Source organism: Williamsia sp. Leaf354, assembly GCF_001424365.1.
GTDB lineage: Bacteria > Actinomycetota > Actinomycetes > Mycobacteriales > Mycobacteriaceae > Williamsia_A.
Window position 1 is genome coordinate 1,134,959 of sequence record NZ_LMPL01000001.1, and the last position, 21,072, is coordinate 1,156,030.

General features: G+C 69.4%; 21 protein-coding genes, 1 tRNA gene and 1 pseudogene. 14 read left to right on the forward strand and 9 right to left on the reverse strand.

Features of this window, described 5'->3' with window-relative positions; genetic code table 11:
• Window positions 1-34: 34 nt before the first annotated feature.
• Together ASG12_RS05475 and ASG12_RS05480 are read right to left on the reverse strand one after the other, a co-directional pair.
• Entirely contained in the window at window positions 35-544 is a 510-nt protein-coding gene (locus ASG12_RS05475; RefSeq protein WP_055786114.1) for a DUF2505 domain-containing protein, read from the reverse strand.
• A 24-nt stretch (window positions 545-568) separates the two neighbouring features.
• The gene (locus ASG12_RS05480; RefSeq protein ID WP_055786117.1) at window positions 569-1,069 is read right to left on the reverse strand and encodes a DUF2505 domain-containing protein; all 501 of its coding nucleotides are present in this window, start codon (window positions 1,067-1,069) and stop codon (window positions 569-571) included.
• Between the two features lie 25 nt (window positions 1,070-1,094).
• On the opposite strand from ASG12_RS05480, the gene ASG12_RS05485 reads away from it, so the two are divergent.
• A complete protein-coding gene (locus ASG12_RS05485; protein WP_055786120.1) occupies window positions 1,095-2,189 on the forward strand; it encodes a UDP-N-acetylmuramate dehydrogenase in 1,095 nt (364 codons plus the stop codon).
• A gap of 82 nt (window positions 2,190-2,271) precedes the next feature.
• On the forward strand, window positions 2,272-3,588 hold the full coding sequence (locus ASG12_RS05490) for a L,D-transpeptidase (protein ID WP_055787741.1): 1,317 nt from the start codon (window positions 2,272-2,274) through the stop codon (window positions 3,586-3,588).
• An 8-nt stretch (window positions 3,589-3,596) separates the two neighbouring features.
• Here the strand turns inward: ASG12_RS05490 and ASG12_RS05495 are convergent, their stop codons facing one another.
• Window positions 3,597-4,355, reverse strand: a complete 759-nt coding sequence (locus ASG12_RS05495) for an SDR family oxidoreductase (RefSeq protein ID WP_055786123.1) — start codon at window positions 4,353-4,355, stop codon at window positions 3,597-3,599.
• A gap of 115 nt (window positions 4,356-4,470) precedes the next feature.
• On the opposite strand from ASG12_RS05495, the gene ASG12_RS05500 reads away from it, so the two are divergent.
• Window positions 4,471-5,283 (forward strand): transglutaminase-like domain-containing protein, encoded by an 813-nt coding sequence (locus ASG12_RS05500; RefSeq protein WP_055786127.1) that lies wholly within the window; start codon window positions 4,471-4,473, stop codon window positions 5,281-5,283.
• 63 nt (window positions 5,284-5,346) lie between these two features.
• Here the strand turns inward: ASG12_RS05500 and ASG12_RS22320 are convergent.
• The 5 genes and pseudogenes from ASG12_RS22320 to ASG12_RS05530 all read right to left on the reverse strand — a co-directional run bounded on the left by ASG12_RS22320 (window position 5,347) and on the right by ASG12_RS05530 (window position 12,169).
• Window positions 5,347-6,050 (reverse strand): annotated as a pseudogene (locus ASG12_RS22320) (DUF6461 domain-containing protein).
• A gap of 52 nt (window positions 6,051-6,102) precedes the next feature.
• Window positions 6,103-8,661, reverse strand: a complete 2,559-nt coding sequence (gene otsB, locus ASG12_RS05515; RefSeq protein ID WP_055786137.1) for a trehalose-phosphatase — start codon at window positions 8,659-8,661, stop codon at window positions 6,103-6,105.
• A gap of 76 nt (window positions 8,662-8,737) precedes the next feature.
• Entirely contained in the window at window positions 8,738-10,198 is a 1,461-nt protein-coding gene (locus ASG12_RS05520; RefSeq protein WP_045821834.1) for an alpha,alpha-trehalose-phosphate synthase (UDP-forming), read from the reverse strand.
• Between the two features lie 80 nt (window positions 10,199-10,278).
• The gene (locus ASG12_RS21950) at window positions 10,279-10,446 is read right to left on the reverse strand and encodes a hypothetical protein (RefSeq protein WP_160298507.1); all 168 of its coding nucleotides are present in this window, start codon (window positions 10,444-10,446) and stop codon (window positions 10,279-10,281) included.
• A gap of 160 nt (window positions 10,447-10,606) precedes the next feature.
• Window positions 10,607-12,169 (reverse strand): threonine/serine ThrE exporter family protein, encoded by a 1,563-nt coding sequence (locus ASG12_RS05530; RefSeq protein ID WP_082501661.1) that lies wholly within the window; start codon window positions 12,167-12,169, stop codon window positions 10,607-10,609.
• A 9-nt stretch (window positions 12,170-12,178) separates the two neighbouring features.
• Here ASG12_RS05530 and ASG12_RS05535 point away from each other — a divergent pair.
• The 4 genes from ASG12_RS05535 to ASG12_RS05550 all read left to right on the forward strand — a co-directional run bounded on the left by ASG12_RS05535 (window position 12,179) and on the right by ASG12_RS05550 (window position 14,191).
• Window positions 12,179-12,253: transfer RNA gene (locus ASG12_RS05535), tRNA-Thr, on the forward strand.
• Between the two features lie 151 nt (window positions 12,254-12,404).
• Complete coding sequence (locus tag ASG12_RS05540) at window positions 12,405-13,475, forward strand: XdhC family protein (RefSeq protein ID WP_055786143.1); 1,071 nt, start codon at window positions 12,405-12,407, stop codon at window positions 13,473-13,475.
• 121 nt (window positions 13,476-13,596) lie between these two features.
• Window positions 13,597-13,767 (forward strand): CsbD family protein, encoded by a 171-nt coding sequence (locus ASG12_RS05545; protein ID WP_045821745.1) that lies wholly within the window; start codon window positions 13,597-13,599, stop codon window positions 13,765-13,767.
• Between the two features lie 145 nt (window positions 13,768-13,912).
• Window positions 13,913-14,191 carry a LapA family protein gene (locus ASG12_RS05550; RefSeq protein WP_055786145.1) on the forward strand — a complete coding sequence of 93 codons (279 nt, stop codon included), beginning with the start codon at window positions 13,913-13,915 and terminating at the stop codon, window positions 14,189-14,191.
• A gap of 73 nt (window positions 14,192-14,264) precedes the next feature.
• Here ASG12_RS05550 and ASG12_RS05555 read toward each other — a convergent pair whose 3' ends face one another.
• Entirely contained in the window at window positions 14,265-15,122 is an 858-nt protein-coding gene (locus tag ASG12_RS05555; RefSeq protein WP_055786148.1) for a formate/nitrite transporter family protein, read from the reverse strand.
• A gap of 118 nt (window positions 15,123-15,240) precedes the next feature.
• On the opposite strand from ASG12_RS05555, the gene ASG12_RS05560 reads away from it, so the two are divergent.
• The 7 genes from ASG12_RS05560 to ASG12_RS05590 all read left to right on the forward strand — a co-directional run bounded on the left by ASG12_RS05560 (window position 15,241) and on the right by ASG12_RS05590 (window position 21,043).
• On the forward strand, window positions 15,241-15,642 hold the full coding sequence (locus ASG12_RS05560; RefSeq protein ID WP_055786151.1) for a RidA family protein: 402 nt from the start codon (window positions 15,241-15,243) through the stop codon (window positions 15,640-15,642).
• Between the two features lie 19 nt (window positions 15,643-15,661).
• A complete protein-coding gene (locus ASG12_RS05565) occupies window positions 15,662-16,849 on the forward strand; it encodes a winged helix DNA-binding domain-containing protein (RefSeq protein ID WP_055786154.1) in 1,188 nt (395 codons plus the stop codon).
• Window positions 16,846-17,385, forward strand: a complete 540-nt coding sequence (locus ASG12_RS05570; RefSeq protein WP_055786155.1) for a methylated-DNA--[protein]-cysteine S-methyltransferase — start codon at window positions 16,846-16,848, stop codon at window positions 17,383-17,385. The genes ASG12_RS05565 and ASG12_RS05570 overlap by 4 nt, the downstream gene beginning before the upstream one ends.
• A 117-nt stretch (window positions 17,386-17,502) precedes the next feature.
• A complete protein-coding gene (locus tag ASG12_RS05575) occupies window positions 17,503-18,201 on the forward strand; it encodes a response regulator transcription factor (protein WP_045821838.1) in 699 nt (232 codons plus the stop codon).
• Complete coding sequence (locus ASG12_RS05580; RefSeq protein ID WP_055786158.1) at window positions 18,198-19,706, forward strand: sensor histidine kinase; 1,509 nt, start codon at window positions 18,198-18,200, stop codon at window positions 19,704-19,706. The genes ASG12_RS05575 and ASG12_RS05580 overlap by 4 nt, the downstream gene beginning before the upstream one ends.
• Before the next feature lie 103 nt (window positions 19,707-19,809).
• The gene (locus ASG12_RS05585) at window positions 19,810-20,235 is read left to right on the forward strand and encodes an HIT family protein (protein ID WP_045821757.1); all 426 of its coding nucleotides are present in this window, start codon (window positions 19,810-19,812) and stop codon (window positions 20,233-20,235) included.
• A gap of 1 nt (window position 20,236) precedes the next feature.
• Entirely contained in the window at window positions 20,237-21,043 is an 807-nt protein-coding gene (locus ASG12_RS05590) for a hypothetical protein (RefSeq protein WP_055786160.1), read from the forward strand.
• The last annotated feature ends 29 nt before the right edge of the window (window positions 21,044-21,072 follow it).

A 21,072-nucleotide genomic window follows, 5' to 3' on the forward strand; every position in this document is an offset into this window, starting at 1 on the left:
GGTGATGACCCCGTCGGGGTGGTGCCGCGACGGCTCAGCCGTTGGCCTTGATCCAGTCCGCGGTGAACTCCGCCTCGCCGCGGAACAGGTCGACCAGGTTGACCAGGATGAGCTGCTCGAGCTTGCCGTTGACGAACGGGACGTAGACCTTGACCTCGGTCGTGCGCCGCAGCGTGCAGCCCGATTCGGTGGGGAACAGTTCCTGCACACCGGTGAGGCTCCCGGGGCCGGCCGGGATGCCCGCGCTGTAGGTGCCCTCGGTCTTCTCCGGGTGGAACGGTCCGAGGAACTCCTTGCGCGTGATGATCATGTCCTTCTTGATCACCGCGTTGGCGATGGCCGGGAGGTCGGACTTCGGCAGCGTCTGCACCAGCACGATGTCGATGCCGTTCTCGTCGACCACGAACTTCTCGACATCGGACTGGGGGGTCAGCTTCCGGAACTCCAGCATCTGGGCATCCCAGAAGTCGCGGCTCGACAGAGCCGAATAGACCTTCTCGGTGGGATGCTCGTAGCGGGCTGAGTAGCTGAGACGTCGCGCCATGGAGTTACCGTACCTGCCGCCTGGTCAGGGGTGCTCGTCGTGCCAGGCAATCGTGAAATCGCGCTCGGCCTCGAACAGGGTGCGCATGTTCTCGGCGATCATCTTCTCGATCTTCCCGCCGATCAAGGGGATTCGAACGGTCACCTCACCGGTGAAGGCGATGGAACACTTCTCCGCGCCGGTCGCCTCGATGGTGCCCGAGGTGGTGGCCGGTGCGCCGTTGACCGTCGCGTCGAAGGTGCCTGCCGACCGGTCGTCGGAGGTGAACTCGATGGACACCGTCCGGTGGATGGCGAGGTCGCCGGGGATCATCGAGGTGACCGCCGAGGGGAGCTTGTCGGCGGGGATCTTCTGGATGAGCGCGATCTGCGCGCCGGTGTCGGTGATGTCGGCCGATTCGAGCTCGCCCGGCGCCTTGTCCGAACCCACCGCCAGGGTCGACCAGTACTCGGGGTCGGAGATGGCCTTCCGATAGGCCGCCATGCCGAACGGGAACTCGATGGTGTGCTGCAGCTTCGTCGCCATGACCTGCAGACGTTACCGTTGGCCCGTGGGATCCCGTGACGCGAACGACCTCGACGCCGACGGCGGTGTGTCGTTGGCCGACCTGACCACCCTGCGCCTGGGTGGTCGGGCGCGCGGCCTCGTCCGGGCCACCGACGTCGACGAGCTCATCGCCGCGCTGGACCGTCTCGATCGTTCCGGTGAGCCGGTGCTCATCGTCGGCGGCGGGTCGAATCTCGTTGTCTCCGACGAGGGTTTCCCCGGGACCGTGGTCCAGATGGCCCAGGACGGTATCCGGGTCGGCGAGGTCGACCCGACCCGCGACACGGTCGTGGTCGTCGCCGGGGCGGGGGTCGATTGGGACCGTCTGGTCGCCGACACCGTCTCCCGTGATCTCGGTGGCCTCGAGTGCCTGTCGGGCATCCCGGGTGCGACCGGTGCCACGCCGGTGCAGAACGTGGGCGCCTACGGCGTCGAGATCGCCGACGTGCTCGACGAGGTGCAGGTCCTCGACCGTGCGACCGGTGCCGTCGAGTGGGTGTCGTCGGCGTCGCTGGAGCTCGGTTACCGGACCAGCGCACTGAAACACCGGTCCGACCGGGTGGTCACGGCGGTGGCGTTCGCGCTGACCCACGACGGTCTCAGCGCGCCGATCCGGTATCGCGAGCTCGCCGGCGCCCTCGGGGTGGAGCCGGGGGCGCGTGTGCCCGTCGCCGAGGCACGCGAGGCGGTGCTGCGACTGCGCCGGGGCAAGGGCATGGTGCTCGACGCCGACGACCACGACACCTGGAGCGCGGGGTCGTTCTTCACCAATCCCGTTGTCGGTGAGCATGATCTGCCTCACATCCTCGAGCGGATCGTCGCCCGGGTCGGTGACGTCCCGATCCCGCGCTACCCGGCGCAGGACGGGGTGAAGTTGTCGGCCGGCTGGCTCATCGAGAAGGCCGGGTTCGGTCGCGGCCATCCGTCGGCGGACGCGCCGGCGCGCCTGTCGACCAAGCACACCCTGGCGCTGACCAATCGCGGTCCCGCCCGGACCGAGGACCTGCTGGCGCTCGCGCGCGAGGTCCGCGACGGTGTGGCCGCGGCCTTCGGGGTGGTTCTCGAGCCCGAACCCGTCCTCGTGGGATGCCGTCTGTAGGCCCTGTGACAGCAGGTGTGACCGGGTGGACGTACTCTGCGCCGTCCGGAGCACTCGTCGTCTGCAGGTATCGTCGGTGTACATGACCGTCTCTCGTGGCCATTCCCCGATGACCAGGCGGACGGCGCTCGGCGCGATCGCCATCGGCGCCGTCGGCGTCACCGCCGCAGCCTGCAGCACCGGCTCGTCCGGCGACACCGCATCCGGTGCCGCCGCGTCGAAGAGTGCAGAACCCTCGGCCGGCATCACGTTCTCCCCGGCGCTCGACGCGAACGCGAACCCCAGCCCCACCGCGGCGTTCTCGGTGAAGGTGAGCAAGGGCCAGCTCAACCCCGACGTGAAGCTGACGAACTCGCGCGGCACCGTGGTGACCGGCGCACTGTCGGAGGACCGCACGACCTACACGATCGGTGAGCCCCTCGGTTACGGCAACACCTACACCTGGTCGGGAACGGCGATCGGCGACGACCGCAAGACCGTGCCGATCCAGGGCACCTTCACGACGTTGACCCCGCAGGAACAGGCCAATGTCGTCGTCAACATCGCCGACGGCCAGGAGGTCGGCATCGCCGCACCTCTGATCCTGAAGTTCGATTCCACGGTCACCGACAAGAAGGCCGTCGAGAAGGCGCTGACCGTGAAGACGACCCCGGAGACCGAGGGCAGCTGGGCCTGGCTCCCCGAGGACAACGGGTCGCGGGCGCACTGGCGCAGCAAGGAGTACTTCGCGCCGGGCACCAAGGTGTCGATGGTCGCCAAGCTCTACGGCCTCGACCACGGTGACGGCGTCTACGGCGCCGCCGACGTCACCAGCGACTTCGTCATCGGTCGCGCCCAGATCGTGAAGGCCGACGCCACGTCGTTCAAGATCGACGTGATGCGCGGCAGCGATGTGCTGATGACCCTGCCGTGCAGCTACGGCAGCGGCGACCTCGACCGCAACGTGACCCGCTCGGGCATCCACGTGGTGAGCGAGAAGCACGAGGACTTCTACATGTCGAACCCGGCCGCCGGGTACTTCAACGTGCGCGAGCGCTTCGCCGTGCGCATCTCGAACAACGGCGAGTTCATCCACGCCAACCCCGAGACCACCGGTGTGCAGGGCTCGTCGAACGTCACCAACGGCTGCATCAACCTGTCGCTCGACAACGCGCAGCAGTACTTCAACGTCGCGATCTACGGCGACCCCGTCGAGGTCACCAACACGCGGATCCCGCTGTCGGAGGCCGACGGCGACATCTACGACTGGACGTTCGGCTGGGACGACTGGAAGGCGATGTCGGCGCTCAAGGGCGAGGTCACCAGCTCCTCGGCGCCTGCGACCCCGTCGAACGCGCCGCAGCTGTCGGGCATCTCGACCACCCCGCCGACCCCGGCACGCCAGGGTCCGACGGGCTGACCCGAGGCCTATCCGGTCTTGACGTTGCGGCGGGCGCTGGCCTGGTCGCGCGGCTTAAGCACGATCTGATCCAGGTTCACGTGCGGCGGCCGTGACGCCACGAAACCGACGACCTCGGCGACGTCGCCCGCGGTCAGCGGGGTGAGGCCGTCGTAGACCGCCGCGGCCTTCTCGGCGTCGCCGTCGAACCGCACCAGCGAGAACTCCGTCTCCACCATGCCGGGCAGGATCTCGGTGAGCCGCACGGGCTTCCCGATCAACTCCGGACGCAGCGTGCGGTGCAGCACGGCCTGGGCGTGCTTGGCCGAGGTGTAGCCCGAGCCGTTGTCGTAGGTCTCGATGGCCGCGATCGAGGTGATCGTGACGATGAGGCCGTCACCGGAGTCGACGAGCGCGGGCAACAGCGCCTTCGTCATCCGCAGCGTGCCGAGCACGTTGGTCTCCCACATCCATCGCCACTGTTCGAGATCGGCGTCGGCCACCGTCGCCAGGCCCTGCGCACCGCCGGCGTTGTTCACCAGGACGTCGACGCGGTCGAGCTGTGCGCAGAAGTCGGCCACCGAGGCGTCGTCGGTCACGTCGAGGGCGATAGCCCGGCCGCCGATCTCCTGCGCGAGGGTCTGCAACCGGTCGAGCCGCCGCGCACCGACGACGACCTCATACCCCTGTGCCGCAAGCGTTCTCGCGGTGGCCTCGCCGATCCCGGAACTCGCTCCGGTGACGACGGCGACGCGGCGGGATGACGACGAGGTGTCGGGAGTGGTCATGGCACGAGTTTACGGTGGCGCCGCAGGCGGCTTAGGCTGAGCCCGGCGCCGTGCAGACTCAGTCGGGGACCGCCATCGCATGTCCGAACACACTGCAGGGTAGGGGCAACCGACCATGGGCACGATCAAGCGCGACGTCTCGTCGATGATGGACATCTGGGTGGGGGCCGCCACCGAGCTCGAAGTGCAGGTCACCGTAGCGAAGCTGCCCGGGATGGACCTCGTGGAGACCCTGGCGGTGTCGGTGAACGGGAACTCGGTCACCCCGGAGGAGATCGTCGGCGAGTGCGGTACCCGCATCCATCGCTTCCACGTCGACCACGGCAACGTGCTCGTGCAGTACTCGGCGTCGGTGAACACCCCGGCCGATCCGCTCACCGAGCAGGTCGGGGAGCGGTCGATCTACCTGAGGCCCAGCCGGTACGCCGAGGCCGACAAGTTCTTCGGTTACGTCACAGCGGAATTCGATCTCAGCAAGCCGCCGATCGAGCTGCTGTTCGAGGTGTCGAAGTTCGTCGCCGACCGCCTCAACTACCTGCCGGGCGCCAGTGATCCCATCGACGGCGCCGAGGACACCCTGCTCGCCAACGCCGGGGTCTGCCGCGACTTCGCCCACCTGGTGGTCGCATTGCTGCGCGCACTGAACATCCCGGCCCGCCTCGTCGCGGTGTACGCCCCCGGCTGCGTGCCGATGGATTTCCACGCCGTCGCCGAGGCCCTCATCGACGGCACCTGGCTCGTGGTCGACGCCACCGGCCTCGCCCCGCGTCAGGCCTTGGTGCGGATCGCCACCGGTCGCGACGCCGCCGACACCGCTTTCCTCGACAACCACTCCGGCAACATCACGCTCAACAACTACGAGGTCATCGCCACCGTCGCAGGCGACCTCCCCGTCGACAACGGCTCCGACCACATCAGCATCGGCTGACATCTTCCGCCTGCACGGCCACCTCCGGCATATTGCCGGAGGTGGCGGCCAGGGCGGACGATTTCAGTCGGGAAGCGGGATGTCGACACTGACGAATGTCGAGTCGCGGAGCAGTTCGAGGGTCACTCGTACGCCGGTGAGTGCTTCCATCAGCGCGAGCGTCGCTTGCCGGTAGGGAAGGTCGAACCTCCTGTCGTCCTCAGGGTCATCGAGGTCGATCGGGAAGCCGCCGATGGCTCGCATCAGCGGAACCAGATCATCGGGCGTGGTCCCCTCGCGGCCGTCCGCCATGGGCGGTTCGAACTGGGTGCGCAGTTGACCGTCGACGTACCACTGGAAGGTACTCACGCCGTGGCCTCCCAGATAATCGCTCACTACAGTCCGCCCTACTGACGCGGCGCCATCAGATCCGTTGTGACACCGCAGTATCCGTTCGGCTCGAACATGACCACCGAACCCCCGACCTGGACCAGGCCTGCCCCGCCACCCACGTCACCGACGATGTCCATCCCGCGGTCGTCGAGTGTGGCGTGGTCGCAGGTGTCGACGACCCTGGCCGATGGGAGCAGCGCAATCAGGTCGTCGGCGGCGAGGTCGGTGATGATTGTGAGGCAATAGGCCTCGAACATGTGGTTGTTGAGTGCGGTGTCCATGCGCCAGTCGTAGTCATGGAGGTCCGGCGGCTCGGGGGTCGACACTGATCGAACGTACAGGAGTAGCCGTGGGTCACGGCGGACATCGTCCGCCTCCACTGCCATCTCCGGCATATCGCCGGAGGTGGCGCTCGGGGCGGACGATCTCAGTCAGCAGGCGCGTGAATCAGCCGGCGAGCAGGGCCGCGCAGCGGAGCAGACCGATGTGGCTGTAGGCCTGCGGGTGATTGCCCAGTGAACGCTCGGCGACCGGGTCGTACTCCTCGGACAGCAACCCGGTGGGGCCGGCGGCCTTCACGAGTTGGTCGAAGAGCGCCTCGGCGTCGGTGCGTCGACCGATGAGCAGGTAGGCCTCCACCAGCCACGCCGCGCACAGGTGGAACCCACCCTCGCCGCCGGGCAGGCCGTCGTCGTGATGATAGCGATACACCGTTGCGCCGCTGCGCAACTCGGCCTCGGTGGCCTCGACGGTCTGGGTGAAACGCGGATCGGCGGGATCGATCATCCCGGCCAACCCGATGTGCAGGGTGGCGGCGTCGAGGTCGGTGCCCTCGTACGCCGCGGTGAACGACCGCACCTCGGCGTTCCAGCCCTGATCGATGACCTGCCCGGCGATCACGTCACGCAGCACCGACCAACCCGGCTCCACCTCGCGACCAAACCGTTCGCCGATCTTCAGCGCGCGATCGACGGTCATCCAACACATCACCTTCGAGTACACGTGGTGACGCGGGTTGCCGCGGATCTCCCAGATACCGTGATCGGGCTCGAACCAGCGTCGCTCGACCGCCCACACCATGTTCGCGACCAGGTCCCAGTCGGCGTCGGTGAGCGGTGTGGCGTCACCGTTGCCCGCACGGGCATCGGCCAGGTGCCCGATGAGTTCGACGATCGGGCCGAACACGTCGAGCTGGACCTGTTGGTTGGCGGCGTTGCCGACGCGGACCGGTCGCGAGCCGGCGTATCCGGGCAGCGAGTCGATGATGGCCTCGGGCGGCAGACCGCCACCGGCGAGTGTGTACAGCGGGTGCAGCCACTCGGGACCGTTCACCGTGCCGAGCACCCGGTACAGCCAGGTGAGGTAGCCCTCGGCCTCGCCGTGCGACCCCACCGACACCAGCGCCGACGCGGTCAGCGCGGCGTCACGCAGCCAGCAGTAGCGGTAGTCCCAGTTGCGGACACCGCCGATCTCCTCGGGCAGCGATGTGGTCGCCGCGGCCATGATCGACCCGGTGTCGGCGTGGACCAGTCCCTTGAGCGTGAGTGCCGACCGCTTCATGAGGTCGGGCTTGATGACGGGCAGGGCCAAGCCGGCCGACCAGTCGCTCCAGTAGCTCTGCGCGAGCTCGCGTCGCTGGGTCTCGGTCCGCTCCTCCTCGCCGATGTAATCGGTGCCGCAACGCAATTCGAGTACCACAGGGCCGTTCGACGCGTCGACGACGGCGGTCGCGCGCTGGTAGAAGCGCTCGGTGTCGATGCGCCAGGTGACACCCGGTGCGCGCAGGACGATCGGCTCGTTCGAGCCGTACACGCGCAACCCGTCCTCGACGGCCTCGATCTGCACGCTGGCCTGACCGAACTCCGGTCGCGGCGCGAACTCGACCATCGCCGGGACCGACCCGGTGATGACGCGGACGAGGTCGGTCCTGCCCGGCGCGACGTCGTGCGGCAGGTAGTCGACGACCTCGAGTCCGGCCCAGCGGGTCGCGATGGTCATGGTGCCGTCGACGTAGCGCTGGCTCTGCGGCAGTGGTGCGCGACGGTCGCCGTCGACGTGGGGACGCACGCCGAACTCACCGGCGTCGACGGTGCCGAGCAGGCTCGCGAACACCGCCGCCGAATCGGGTTCGGGGTGACACATCCAGCACACCTTGGCATCCGGCGTCAGCAACGCGACGGTGCGCGGCGAGGCCAGCATCGACAACCGTTCGATGGGGGCGGCGTTCTCGCCACGCAGCCAGGCGCGACGCTCCTCGTAGAGGAACGCCAGCGCCAGCGCGACCTGATCGGTGTCGGTCACGCGGTAGGTGGCGAGGGTGTCGCCGTCGCCGACCTTGACGCCGAAATCGGGTCCGTGGAGGCGGCGGAACGCCTTCTCGTCGGTGACGTCGTCGCCGAAGAAGATCGCCGCGCCGGCCCCGGCCTGGTGGCGCAGGATGTCGAGCGCCTGCCCCTTGTCGGTGCGGATCACGGCGAGCTCGATCACCGACTTGCCCTCGGTGACCTGCACGCCGTCCCAGGTGGCAGGCCCCACCCGCACGCGGTGCAGGGCCGAGTCGGAGTCGGTGTCGGAGGCGTTGCGCACGTGCAGGGCGGTGCTGGCGGGTTTGGTCTCCACCGTCACGCCCTCGTAGTCGACCGCGATGGCCCGCAGCTCGGTGACGACGGTGTCGAGGAGTTCGGTTGCCGCGGCGCTGATCTCGTGCACGAAGCCGATGTCGAACTCGCTGCCGTGGCTGCCCACGAGGTGGACCTCGGCGGGCAACCGCGACAGCGTCGCGAGGTCACGCAGGGCGCGGCCGGAGATGACCGCCGCGGTGGTGGAGTCGAGGTCGGCGATGGCCCGCATCGCGCGGACCGAGTCGGGGTTGGGCCGCGCGTCCTCGGGGCGGGACACGATCGGCGCCATGCAACCGTCGTAGTCCGAGGCGACGAGCAGACGCGGGGTGCGCGCGATGTCCTTCAACGCGCGGCGCAGCTCCGGGGACAGATCTTGGGCACTCACTCGGTGAGTCTAGAACCCCCGGGCGAGGGGGCTCCAATCGAGAAACCCCGACGTGTGCTGCGCGACGGCGACGCGGTCACTGACCGTTGTCGTCGTCGGCGCCGTCCTCGACCAGATCGACACCGCGGTTGCCGCTCGGCGTGGTCTCGCTGGTGTTGGCGAGCACCCCGAGGAAGCTCTGGGCCCAGCGGCTCACGTCGTGGGCCAGCACCTGCCGGCGCAGCGAGCGCATGCGCTTGCGTCCGTCCTCGGGGGCCTGCTCGACGGCGGCGACGATGGCGTCCTTCACCCCGTCGAGGTCGTACGGGTTGGCCTGGTAGGCCGACCGGAGTTCGGCCGCGGCACCGGTGAACTCGCTGAGCACCAGCGCGCCACCGAGATCGCTGCGGCACGCGACGTACTCCTTCGCGACGAGGTTCATCCCGTCGCGCAGCGGCGTCACCAGCATGACGTCGGCGGCGACGAAGAACGCGATCAGCTCGTCGCGCTCGACCGGGCGGTGCAGGTACTGCACGACCTGGTGGGCGACCTCGCCGTACATGCCGTTGATGTTGCCCACGAGCTGCTCGATGCCCGCACGCATCTGGATGTAACTGTCGACGCGTTCGCGGCTGGGCGTCGCCAGCTGGATCATCACCATGTCCTGAGGATCGATCCGCTTCTCGGCGAGCAGCTCGCTCAGCGCCTGCAACCGGACGTCGATGCCCTTGGTGTAGTCGAGGCGGTCGACGCCGAGCATGATCGTCGACGGGTTGCCCAACTCCTCCCGGATGCGGGCGGCGCGGTCACGGATCTTCTTCGACCGCGAGGTCTGGTCGAGCGCACCGGAATCGATGGAGATCGGGAACGCACCCACGCGGACGTTGCGGAAACCGACCTGCACCACGCCGAATTTCGAGCGGACACCGACCGACCCCTTCGACGTGGCCTGACCGGCCAGCCGTCGGGCGAGGTAGAGGAAGTTCTGCGCGCCACCGGGGAGGTGGAAACCGATGAGATCGGCCCCGAGCAGGCCCTCGACGATCTCGGTGCGCCACGGGAGCTGCATGAACAGCTCGACCGGCGGGAACGGGATGTGGAGGAAGAAGCCGATCTTCAGATCCGGCCGCAGCATCCGCAGCATCTTCGGCACCAGCTGCAGCTGGTAGTCCTGCACCCACACCATCGCGCCCTCGGACGCCGCGTCGGAGGCGGCCTCGGCGAAACGACGGTTCACCTCGACGTAGGTGTTCCACCACTCGCGGTGGTACTCGGGCTTGACCAGCACGTCGTGGTAGAGCGGCCAGAGGGTCGCGTTGGAGAAACCCTCGTAGTACTCGTTGATCTCGGTCGCCGAGAGCGGGACGGCACGCAGCTGCAGACCGTCGACCACGGGGTGCTCGCTGGAGTCGGGGACACCCGACCACCCGACCCAGGCACCGGTCTGTGACCGCAGGATGGGTTCGAGCGCGGTCACCAGGCCGCCGGGGCTCCGCTTCCAGCGGACGCTGCCGTCGGGCAGGGTCTCCTTGTCGACCGGGAGACGATTGGCCACCACGACGAAATCGGCGGCATGGAAATCGGTGTCGACGCGATCAGGGACGAGCCCCTCGGGATCGGTGACGTTGGTCGGCACGCTCAGACGACGTCGGGGCTGATCCCGAGCATGGACAGCAGCATCCGGCACTCGTCGGCATCGGTGGCGTAGGCGGCGACCACGCGTCGTGCGGACTTGGCGGTCTCGGCGGCGACCGTCGCGATGTCGTCCTCGGCAATCTCGGCGGTGTCGCTGGTCTTGGCAGGCATGACGATCAGTTTACCCCGCGTCATCATCGGCCCTGACCTCGGCCTTTGGTCGCCGTCCGGCCCGGGCCTGTGGTCGCCGTCCGGCCCGGGCCTGTGGTCGCCGTCCGGCTCGGGCCTGTGGTCGCCGGTCGGCTCGCCCTTCTCGTCGTCCACCGCGAGCTCACCGGTCGGCCCGGGCGGCGAGGTCCTCGGCGGTGATCCGCGCGAACGACCCCGAGTCGGCGCGCAGCGCACGCATCGGTTCGGTGACGGCGACGTCGTCGGGCATGGGTGGCGGGTCGTCGGCGTCGCGGGTGAACCGTTTCGGGCGCAACGCCGACCGCGCGGTCAGCAGAGCGCGCGTGGGACGTGTCGGGATGCGGGGTCGACGCAGCGTACGGGCGAGGAACTCGCCCAGCGTGACGCCGGCTGCGAGCGCCGCCCCGATGCCCAACGCCGAGGCGAGGGCGGTGAAACCGTCGAGCGTCTGCTCGTTGAGGAACCCGTAGAGCCCGCGGTAGACCGCGAGACCGGGCAGCAGCGGCGTGATGCCGGCGACCGCGACGACCAGCGGTGGCGTCAACGCCCGGCGGGCGAGGAGACCACCCACGAAACCGACGGTGACCGCGGCCAGACCGCCGGCGATGACCGCGCCGATGTCGATGAGTGCCGCCGCGGCCGACACCGTCGCCCCGATGAGGCCGCCGGCGAAGGCCACCGTGAGTGCCCGTGTCTCGGCGTAGCTGCCGAGGGCGAACGCGGCGGCCGCGACACCGCCACCGATGATCTGCGCGGGTGCGTCGGTGAGTCCCAGGGTCGTGGTGCTGGTGATGGTGGGCAGGTAGGTGCCGGTGCCCTCGAGCAGGCGCAACGCGACGCTGACGCCGGAGATGATGCCGCCGGTGAGGATCAGCAGTTCGAAGAACCGTGCGACCCCGGTGATGGGTGCGCCGGTGATGGCGTCCTGTACCGAACCCACCAACGACAACCCCGACAGCAACACGATCACCCCCGCCGCGATGACCAGCGACGGGGAGATCGCGACTCCCAGTGCCTCCTGATAGCGGAACACCAGGGCCGCCGGGATCACCGCGATGAAGCCGCCGGCCACCTGTTGGAAGAACTGCGGTGTTCCCCACCGGTTGAGGAAGCGGTTCATGCGGTCGATGAACGCCGTGGTGAGGAACGCGACGACGGCGACGAGCCACCCGCCGCCGAGGGTCACCGACAGCGCCGCGGCCATCGTCGACCACGCCAGCGTCGCGATCCAGCGGGCATAGGGATGCGGTGAGGAGATGATGTCGTCGATCACCTCGTGGGCCTCGCCCGGCGTCACCGCGAGACTGCGGATCTTGCGGATCAGCCGGTCGACCTGCGCGAGGCGCGTGAAGTCGAGGGAGCGGTAGTGCACGGTGCGCATCGCGGTGACCGGGGGCATCGACGATCCGCGCCGTGCGCTCACCATGATCGTGTTGTAGGTCACGTCGACATCGGCGCGTTCGACGCCGAACATGCCTGCCACGAAACGGATCTGGGTCTGGGTGTCGATGGCGCCGGTGCCCGAGTCGAGGAGCACCGAACCGACCTTGATCGCCAGATCGAGGACCTCGGTGACCGCGGCGTCGTCGGTGAGGTCGACGGGCTGGCGCGGCGAGAGCGGGGAGGTCAGCGGCTCGATCGTGTCGATCGTCGCGCGACGGGAGCCGGCCAGGGGTCGCAGCATCCTGCGGATATACTCGGCCACGCTGTATTCGCCTCCTTAGCTCAGTGGTAGAGCACTCGCCTTGTAAGCGAAAGGTCGTCGGTTCAATCCCGACAGGGGGCTCCACCGCGGGCGATCGCCACACCGCGCACCGCCACCGCAGACTACCCACGCACGGCGGCCCGAACACCCCCGGAAGTTGCTCGTGTCCAACGTCCCTGGGCACAGGGTTCGCGCCCCGGTTGCCGCGCCCGGTCGGGGCGACGACGATGACGTGATGCGCGAGGTCCTCGACGAACTGTGCGCCGCCGCCGCGCGGGGTCCGGTCGCGCTCGCGCGCATCATCGCCGCCCACGGATCCTCGCCCCGGCCGGTCGGTTCGGCGATGGTCCTCACCTCCGACGGCACGATCGTCGGCTCGGTCTCCACCGGCTGTGTGGAGGCCGCGGTGCTCGCCGCCGCGCGCGACGTCCTCGCGACCGGCGCCGCCGTCGTCGAGCGGTACGGCCCCGATGCGACCGATGCGCTCGGACTGGAGGTAGGGCTCACCTGCGGCGGCGAGATCGAGGTGCTCGTCGAGCGGGTCGACGACGCCTCGGTGCTCGGCGACCTCGCGGTCCGTCTCGCGGCGGGCGAGGCCTGCGCTCTGCTGACCACCGTCGGGACCGACACCCGGCGCACGCTCCTGCCGGCCGCCGGGTGGACCGACGCCCCGTGGGACCGGGTCGATGACGACGCCCGGGCCATGATCGCCGCGGGGGCGTCGGGAGTGGTCGGCGGGGAGGTCGTCGGTGACCGTGCGCCGGTGTTCGTGCACGTCTTCGGCACCCGGCCGCGCATGGTGGTGGCCGGCGCCAACGACTTCGTACGCGCACTGGCCGAGGTCGCCTGTCTGCTCGGGTACCGCGTGACCGTGGTCGATGCGCGGGCCACCTTCGCCGTCGCCCACCGATTCCCGGCCGCGCACGAGGTGGTGGTCGAGCGCCCCGATCGCTATCTGCGCGCCGAGTACGAGGCAGGGCGACTGGATCACCGCACCGTGGTGTGCGTGATGACCCACGACGACACGTTCGACGTCCCGGCGATCGCGGCCGCGCTCACCCTCGACCATTTCGCGTTCGTGGGGGCGCTCGGCTCGCGCCGCACCCACGCCGACCGTCTCGTCCGTCTCGTCGACGCCGGCGTGTCGGAGTGCGACCTGGCGCGACTGCACAGTCCCGTCGGCCTCGACCTCGGTGCGCACACCGCACACGAGACCGCGGTGTCCATCGCGGCGGCGATCGTCGCCGCCCGCGGCGGCGGCTCGGGCCGTCCCCTGGCCGAGCTGGACGGCCCGATACACCGCTGAGCTGCACGTTTCGTAGATGTGTCGACCGTCACATCCGTCATCGAGTGCAAACCTCCGAGCCCGCCCGACTCCACTCCTGTAACCGCGACACCCCGTTGCGGCACCGAGAAGAGGAGTCATCATGGGAATCGTCGACAAGGCCAAGAACGCCGCCGAAGATGCGATCGGCAAGGCCAAGGAGGTCGTCGGTGACGTCACCGACAACAAGGACCTCGAGGCCGAGGGCAAGAAGGATCAGGGTTCGGCCGGCGTGAAGAAGGTCGGCGAGAACATCAAGGACAAGCTCTCCTGATCTGTTCGTGACCGAACAATCAGTGCACGACAACCCCACGGTGGGCCGCCTCCGGATCGGCGGCGACCCACCGGGCCGGGGTGTGATCGCACACCGCGAACCACCCTGACCACCAACACTTTTCACACCTAGAGAAGGTAACATCATGACCGCCACCTCCACCCGCACCCCGTCGACCACCACCGAGCGCCCCGCCCGCCGCGGATTCGGCGCCGCATCGAAGATGCTGCTCGCCGTCGCGACCGTCCTCGTCGCCGCGCTCGTCGTGTTCGTCCTGCAGAACACGGTGCACACCACCATCTCGTTCGTCGCGTGGGACTTCGACCTCGGTGTCGGTGTGGCGCTGCTCGGTTCGGCCGTCGTCGGTGCCGTGGTGGCCCTGACCGTCAGCGGAGCGATTCGCGCCCGCCGCGCGCTGCGCTGACCGAACCCTCTCGAACAGCTCGAAACCCCGGCCGGGACATGGTGTCCCGCCGGGGTTTCGGCGTTCCGAGGGGTCAGCCGTCCGCCGGTGACGGGTCGTCGCGTTCGGCGTTCACCAACTCCTTCGTTCGGAGCAGACGCAGTGTCGTGACGAGGACGATCCCGCCGATGATGTTGAACGCGGTGGTGTACCAGAACCAGTTCAGCCAGTCGAGGTAGGTGACGCCCCCACCGGTCGTGATGGCTCCGAAGATGATGAGCGAGTCGAGCACCGAGTGGAACAGCTGGAGTCCGGCGAGGAGGAACGCCGCCCCGACCGCCGCGACGATCTTCGCCACGTCGGAGGTGGTGCCCTGCTGCATGCGGGTGAGCAGCGTCATCGTGGCCCCGCCGAGCACGGCGAGACAGATCGACTGCAGCGACAGCGGCGCGTCGACGAAATGATGGGCCGACTCGGCGAGAACGGTGTCCCATTCCGGGAAGGCCCGGGTGACGATCCACATCATCACCCAGCCGCCCACGAGGTTCGCCAGCAGCGTGCCGACCCACAACCGCGCGAGCTGCAGCACCGACCCGTTGCGGGTGACGACCGCGGCGACCGGCATCAGGAAGTCCTCGGTGAACAGTTCGCTGTGCGCGAGGAAGATCGCGATCAGTCCGATCGAGAACGCCACCCCCGCCAGCAGGTGGTCGCCCGTCTCGTGGAGCACCGCGAGCATCGCCATGATGCCCAGCGACACCTCGATGCCACCGAAGAACCCGGTGATCACCACGGTGCGGACGGTGCGGTGCAGGCGTTCGGCACCCTCGGTCACCACGGTGACGAAGCTGTCCTCGAGTTCGCTCTCGAGCGGTCCGTCGTTGCGCCCGATCTCGCGCCGTTCGTCCTCGCGGCGTCGTTTCGGGCTGCGCTGTTCGCCGTGTCCGGCCATCGTCGGTCCTGACGTCGGTGGGTGGGGTCGCGAAGGCGACACACCCCGACGGCTACAGGCGATTCGCCGACCCTACGCCCGCTCCTGACAGGGCGGTCGCAGTCGTAGGATGACGCCCATGTCGCAGATACGCGTGAACGGTTCCGATGCCCTCCACGACGGTGGGTTCTCCTACAGCGCGACCGCAGCGCCGGGGTCGACGGTGTTCACCGCCGGGATCGCCCCGCTCGACGCCGACGGCGCCACCATCGCACCCGGCGACGTCCAGGCGCAGGCGCGTGCGTGCATGGACAACCTGACCACCGTGTTGACCGAGGCCGGCGCGTCGCTCACCGACGTGGCGAAGGTGACGGTCTTCGTCGCCGAGGGACTGCAGGCCGACCTGTCGGTGGCGTGGGACGCGGTCGTCGCGGCGTTCGGTGACCACAAGCCCGCCGCCTCGCTGCTCGGCGTCACCGTCCTCGCCCACGACGACCAGCTCGTCGAGATCGAGGCCATCGCGGTCCTCGCCGCACACTGACGTCGTCACCGATCGACCGATGAGCGCCCGGCCCCGCATCGACGACGCGCAGCGTCGCGCCCGCCTACAGCGGCGCCACCTGCTCACCGACGATGTGCCCCATGCGTTCTCGGTGACCGATGCGGTCTCGTCGATCGTCGGGCTGCACGCCACGTGCCCGCCCACGATGTATCTGTCGCTGTGGGCCCGCCTCCCGGGCTTCGTGCGCGAACAGCTCGACACCGCGCTCTACGAGGAGCGCACGCTGGTCAAACAACTCGCGATGCGGCGGACCATGTTTGTCCTCGACCGCACCGGCCTCGCCGACGCCGTCGGTGCGGTGGGTCCGCGCGTCGCCGCGTCCGAACGCACCAACATGCTGCGGGATCTCCGCCGCAGCACCGACTTCGACGATCCCGAGGGGTGGATCGACACCGCACGGACCGCCGTCGTCGACGCGCTGGCCGATGGTTCGGTGGCGTCCTCGACCGAGCTGCGCAAGCGACTGCCCGAACTCGACGGACACGTGCAGATCGCCCCGGACCGGTCGTGGGGCGGCACCGCGCCGATGGGTCCGCGCGTGCTGAACATGATGAGCGCGGCCGGCGACATCGTCCGCGGCCCCAACGCCGCGGGGTGGCATCTGTCCCGTCCGCAGTGGTCGTCGATGCAGCGTTGGCTCGGCGAGCCCCTCCCGCAGCTGTCGGTCGCCGAGGGCCACCGGGCGATGGTCGCGCGATGGCTGCGCACCTTCGGGCCGGGCACCGAGACCGACATCGTGTGGTGGCTCGGGTCGACGAAGGCCGCGGTGCGCGCGGCGCTGGCCGATCTCGCGGCCGTCGAGGTCGATCTCGACGGGGGAGGTGTCGGGTACGTGCTCCCCGACGATCTCGAGGATGTCGAACCCGTTGCGCCGCGCGGATTCCTGCTCCCCGAGCTCGACCCGGCGACGATGGGGTGGAAGGACCGTGGCTGGTATCTCGGCGACCACGGCGAGCACATGTTCGACCGCAACGGCAACGGGGGACAGACGATCTGGTGGGACGGCCGCATCGTCGGCGGATGGTTCCACCGACCCGACGGCAGCGTCGGACTGCACCCGCTGGAGAAGCTGCCGCGCGCGGCTACGACCCAGTTGTCGGCCCGCGCCGAGGAGCTCTCCGCCTGGCTCGGCGACGCACGTCCGAAACCGGGGTACCCGGCGCCGTTCATGAAGGCCGTGCGGTGACCTCGACGCGGCGGTTCGCGTTGTTCGACACCGCACTCGGTGTGTGCGGGGTGTGCTGGGACCCCGCCGGCGCGATCGTCGCGGTGGCACTGCCGGAGGACGACCGAGCCGACATCGAGCGATATCTCGCCTCGTTCGACGCCGCGCCCGGAGACCCCGATCCCGATGTGGCCGAGACGATCGATCTGATCCGGGGATTGATGGCCGGCGACGACGTCGACCTGTCCGCGGTGGCCGTCGACATCGACGCCCTGCCCGACTTCGACCGCCGCGTCTACGCGATCACCCGCGACATCCCCCGCGGCCGGGTCCTGACCTACGGAGCGGTCGCATCCCGACTCGGTCAACCCGGCGCCGCGCAGGCGGTCGGCCGCGCGCTGGGTCGCAACCCGATCCCGGTGGTCATCCCGTGCCACCGCGTCGTCGGCGCCGGAACCGAGGTGGGCGGGTTCTCCGCGCCCGGCGGTGCGGCCACGAAGAGTCGTATCCTCGCGGCGGAGAGGGTGGCGGGGTTCGGCGAACCCACCCTGTTCTGACCGCTCGCGCCGTTGCGACCTGCGGAGATCCCCGTCGTGAGAGGGTGGGATCGGCTCACAGGAACCTGCCAGGGTTCTGCCAGCCCCATGTCAGCGCGTACACGGAAGGTGGGCACCATGACTGATCCCGGTGCCCGCGTGCTCGTCGTCGACGACGAGCCGAACATCCTCGAACTGTTGTCGGTGTCGCTGAAGTTCCAGAACTTCGACGTCGCGACGGCCGCCAACGGTCCCGCCGCCCTCGACAAGGCCCGCACCTTCCGCCCCGACGCCCTGGTGCTCGACGTGATGATGCCCGGCATGGACGGCTTCGGACTGCTGCGTCGGCTGCGCGCCGACGGGATCGAGGCCCCCGCACTGTTCCTCACCGCGCGGGATTCGATGGAGGACAAGATCAACGGGCTCACCATCGGCGGCGACGACTACGTCACCAAGCCGTTCAGCCTCGAGGAGGTCGTCGCCCGACTGCGGGTGATCCTGCGTCGTAACGGCTTCGGGGAGAAGCCCGCCGAACCGACGCGGATCTCGTTCGCCGACATCGAACTCGACGACGACACCCACGAGGTGTGGAAGGACGGCGAACTGGTGTCGCTGTCGCCCACCGAGTTCACCCTGCTGCGGTACTTCATGATCAACGCGGGGACCGTGTTGTCGAAGCCACGGATCCTCGACCACGTGTGGAACTACGATTTCGGTGGCGAGGTCAACGTCGTCGAGTCCTACGTGTCGTATCTGCGTCGCAAGGTCGACACCGGCGACAAACGCCTCATCCACACCCTGCGGGGCGTGGGGTACGTGATGCGCGAACCTCGATGACCGCCCCCGCGCCGGAGGCGCCCCGTCCCACGACCGCACCGGTCGCGCCCGAGTCGCCGATCCCGCGTCGTAAACGCGGTGTCCCGCTCCGGGTCTCGCTGGTCGGGCTGATGCTGGTGCTGGTCGCGCTCGGCCTCGTGGTGTCGGGGGTGTCGGTCACGTCGGCGTTGGAGAACCGCCTGATCGACCGCACCGACAACGGTCTGCGCGGTGCCGCCGAGGGGTGGGCCCGTCCGCGTGACGGCGACGACCGCGGACCCTTCAGCCAGAACGGACAGAGCGGCAGCCCGACCACCGAACGTCGCCCGCCCTCGCCCTACTACGTGATGCTGATCCGTTCTGACGGGGCGACGTTCACCATCAACGACGTCGGTGGCACCCCCGACCTGTCCGACCTCTCACGCTTCTCCACCGACCCGGTCACCGTCGACAGCGCGACCGGATCCGACGCGCGGTGGCGCGTGGTGAAGGTGACCGCGACCAACCCGTCGGGCGTCGCCACCACCTCGGTCGTCGCGATCAAGCTGACCGACGTCGACGACACCGTCACCCGCCTCATCTGGCTGCAACTCGGTGTCGGGCTCGGTGTGGTGGTCGTCGTGGGCGGCCTCGGCTACCTCCTGGTGCGGACCAGCCTGCGACCCCTGCGGCGGGTCGAGGAGACCGCGGAGAAGATCGCCGGCGGCGACCTCGATCAGCGTGTCCCGACGTCGCCGCCGAACACCGAGGTCGGCAGGCTCGCGACGTCACTGAACGTGATGCTGCACCAGATCCAGAACGCCTTCGCCGCCACGGCCGCGTCGGAGGAGCAGGCGCGCAGCTCCGAGGACAAGATGCGGCGCTTCATCGCCGACGCGAGCCACGAACTGCGCACCCCGCTGACCTCGATCCGCGGGTTCTCCGAGCTCTACCGCCAGGGCGCGATGACCGACACCGGGCAGTTGATGTCGCGGATCGAGACCGAGGCCGGGCGGATGGGCCTGCTCGTGGAGGAGCTGTTGATGCTCGCGCGGCTCGACGCCCAGCGGCCCCTCGAGCGCGCGCAGGTCGACCTGTTGTCACTGGCGTCGGACTCGGTGCACAGCGCCCGCGCGATGGCGCCCGAGCGGGAGATCGCGCTGCAGGTGCTCGACGGCCCAGGCATCCCCGCGGTGATGGGCGATGCGGCGCGGTTGTCGCAGGTGCTGAGCAACCTGATCACCAACGCGATCCGACACACCCCCGACGACGCGACGATCACCGTGCAGATCGGCACCGACGACCGCGACGCGATCATCTCCGTCGTCGACACCGGTCCCGGCCTGGCCCCGGCCGACCGCGCCCGCGTCTTCGAGCGCTTCTTCCGCGGTGACTCGTCACGACACCGGGACGGCGGCGTCGGGGGCAGTGGTCTCGGGTTGTCGATCGTGGCCGCGCTCGTCGACGCCCACGGCGGCACCGTCGGCGTCGACGACACCCCCGGCGGCGGCGCCACCTTCCGCGTCCGCATCCCCCGCGCGGAGTAGCTGCCGAGATCGTCCCCGTGGCGGGTGTCCGACGGCGATCTGCCCTCGGGTGGCGCCCAGGGGGACGATCTCAGCAGCCGATCGCCGGGCTTACGATCGAGCCATGGCAACCGTGTTCAGCATGATCATCAACGGCGACATCCCCGGACGCTTCGTCTGGAAAGACGACACGGCCGTCGCGTTCCTCACCATCAACCCGGTCACCCCGGGCCACGTGCTGGTGGTGCCGCGGGAGGAGATCGACCACTGGGAGCAGGTCGATCCGAGTGTGTTCGCGCATCTCACGGCGGTGTCGCAGACCATCGGCACGGCCACGCGCGACGCGTTCGACGCCCCGCGCATGGGTCTGCTGATCGCCGGCCTCGAGGTGCCACACCTGCACATCCACGTGTTCCCCGCGCACTCACTCGAGACCTTCGATCTCGCGCTGGCCGAGAAGGACCCCGATCCGGCCGCCCTCGACGACGCCGCGGCGAGGATCCGCGCCGCGCTGCGGTCGGCGGGGCACACCGAGCACGTCGCCGACTGACGTGGCGCACGCGATCGACGCGAGGCGTCGCGGAGCCGGTGGCTCGGCTCCGGTGTGGGCGGCCGTCGCGGCAGCGGCGGGTGTGGGTTTCGTCGTCGCCCCGAGCATCGTGGTGGGCGACCCCTATGGCGCCGGGATCACCGGCGGGCATCGGCTCGCGGCCGCGGCGACCGGTGCTGTCGACGGGTTCCTCGGACGTCACGCGGCGACCGTGTCCGGCCCGCTCGCCGACCTCACCGACTACTGGTCGCAGTTCCACTGGGTGAAGGTCGTCTTCGCGATCGCCGCGGTGGTGGCTCTGGTGGCGCTGGGTCGCCGACTCGTCGCCACGGCCGCACCCACCTCGACCCGTGTCGCACGAGTGTGGTGGGCAGTGGTCGGCGGGGCGATCAGCCTCGCCGTGGTCGCCGCCTCGTTGCTCGCCGTCGCCAACGTGCAGGGCGCTCTCGCGCCGCTGTCCTCGGCACTGAGCCTGCTGCCCGACGAGTCGACCCGAGCCGCTGCCGGCGGTGTGATGTCGCGCGGGGCAACCGATCCCGCGGTGGCGACCCTCATCAGCGACTTCGGTCGGTACCACGCGGTTCTCGCGGTGAGCCTCGGTGTGGTGGTCGCCGCGTTCGCGGCGGTCGCCGTCGTGGCCACCCGACGCGCCCGGAGGGCCGACCGCGGCGGGCGGCGGCGTCCGATGGTGGGCGCGTCGGCCGTGGTGTTCGCGGTGGCCACCCTCGCACTCGGCGTGGTGGTCGCGGCCAACATCGGGACCGCGGTGGACCCCGAACCGGCGTTGCGCCTGTTCTTCACCGGCTGATCGGCGGACCCCTCGCTCACAGGAAGCTG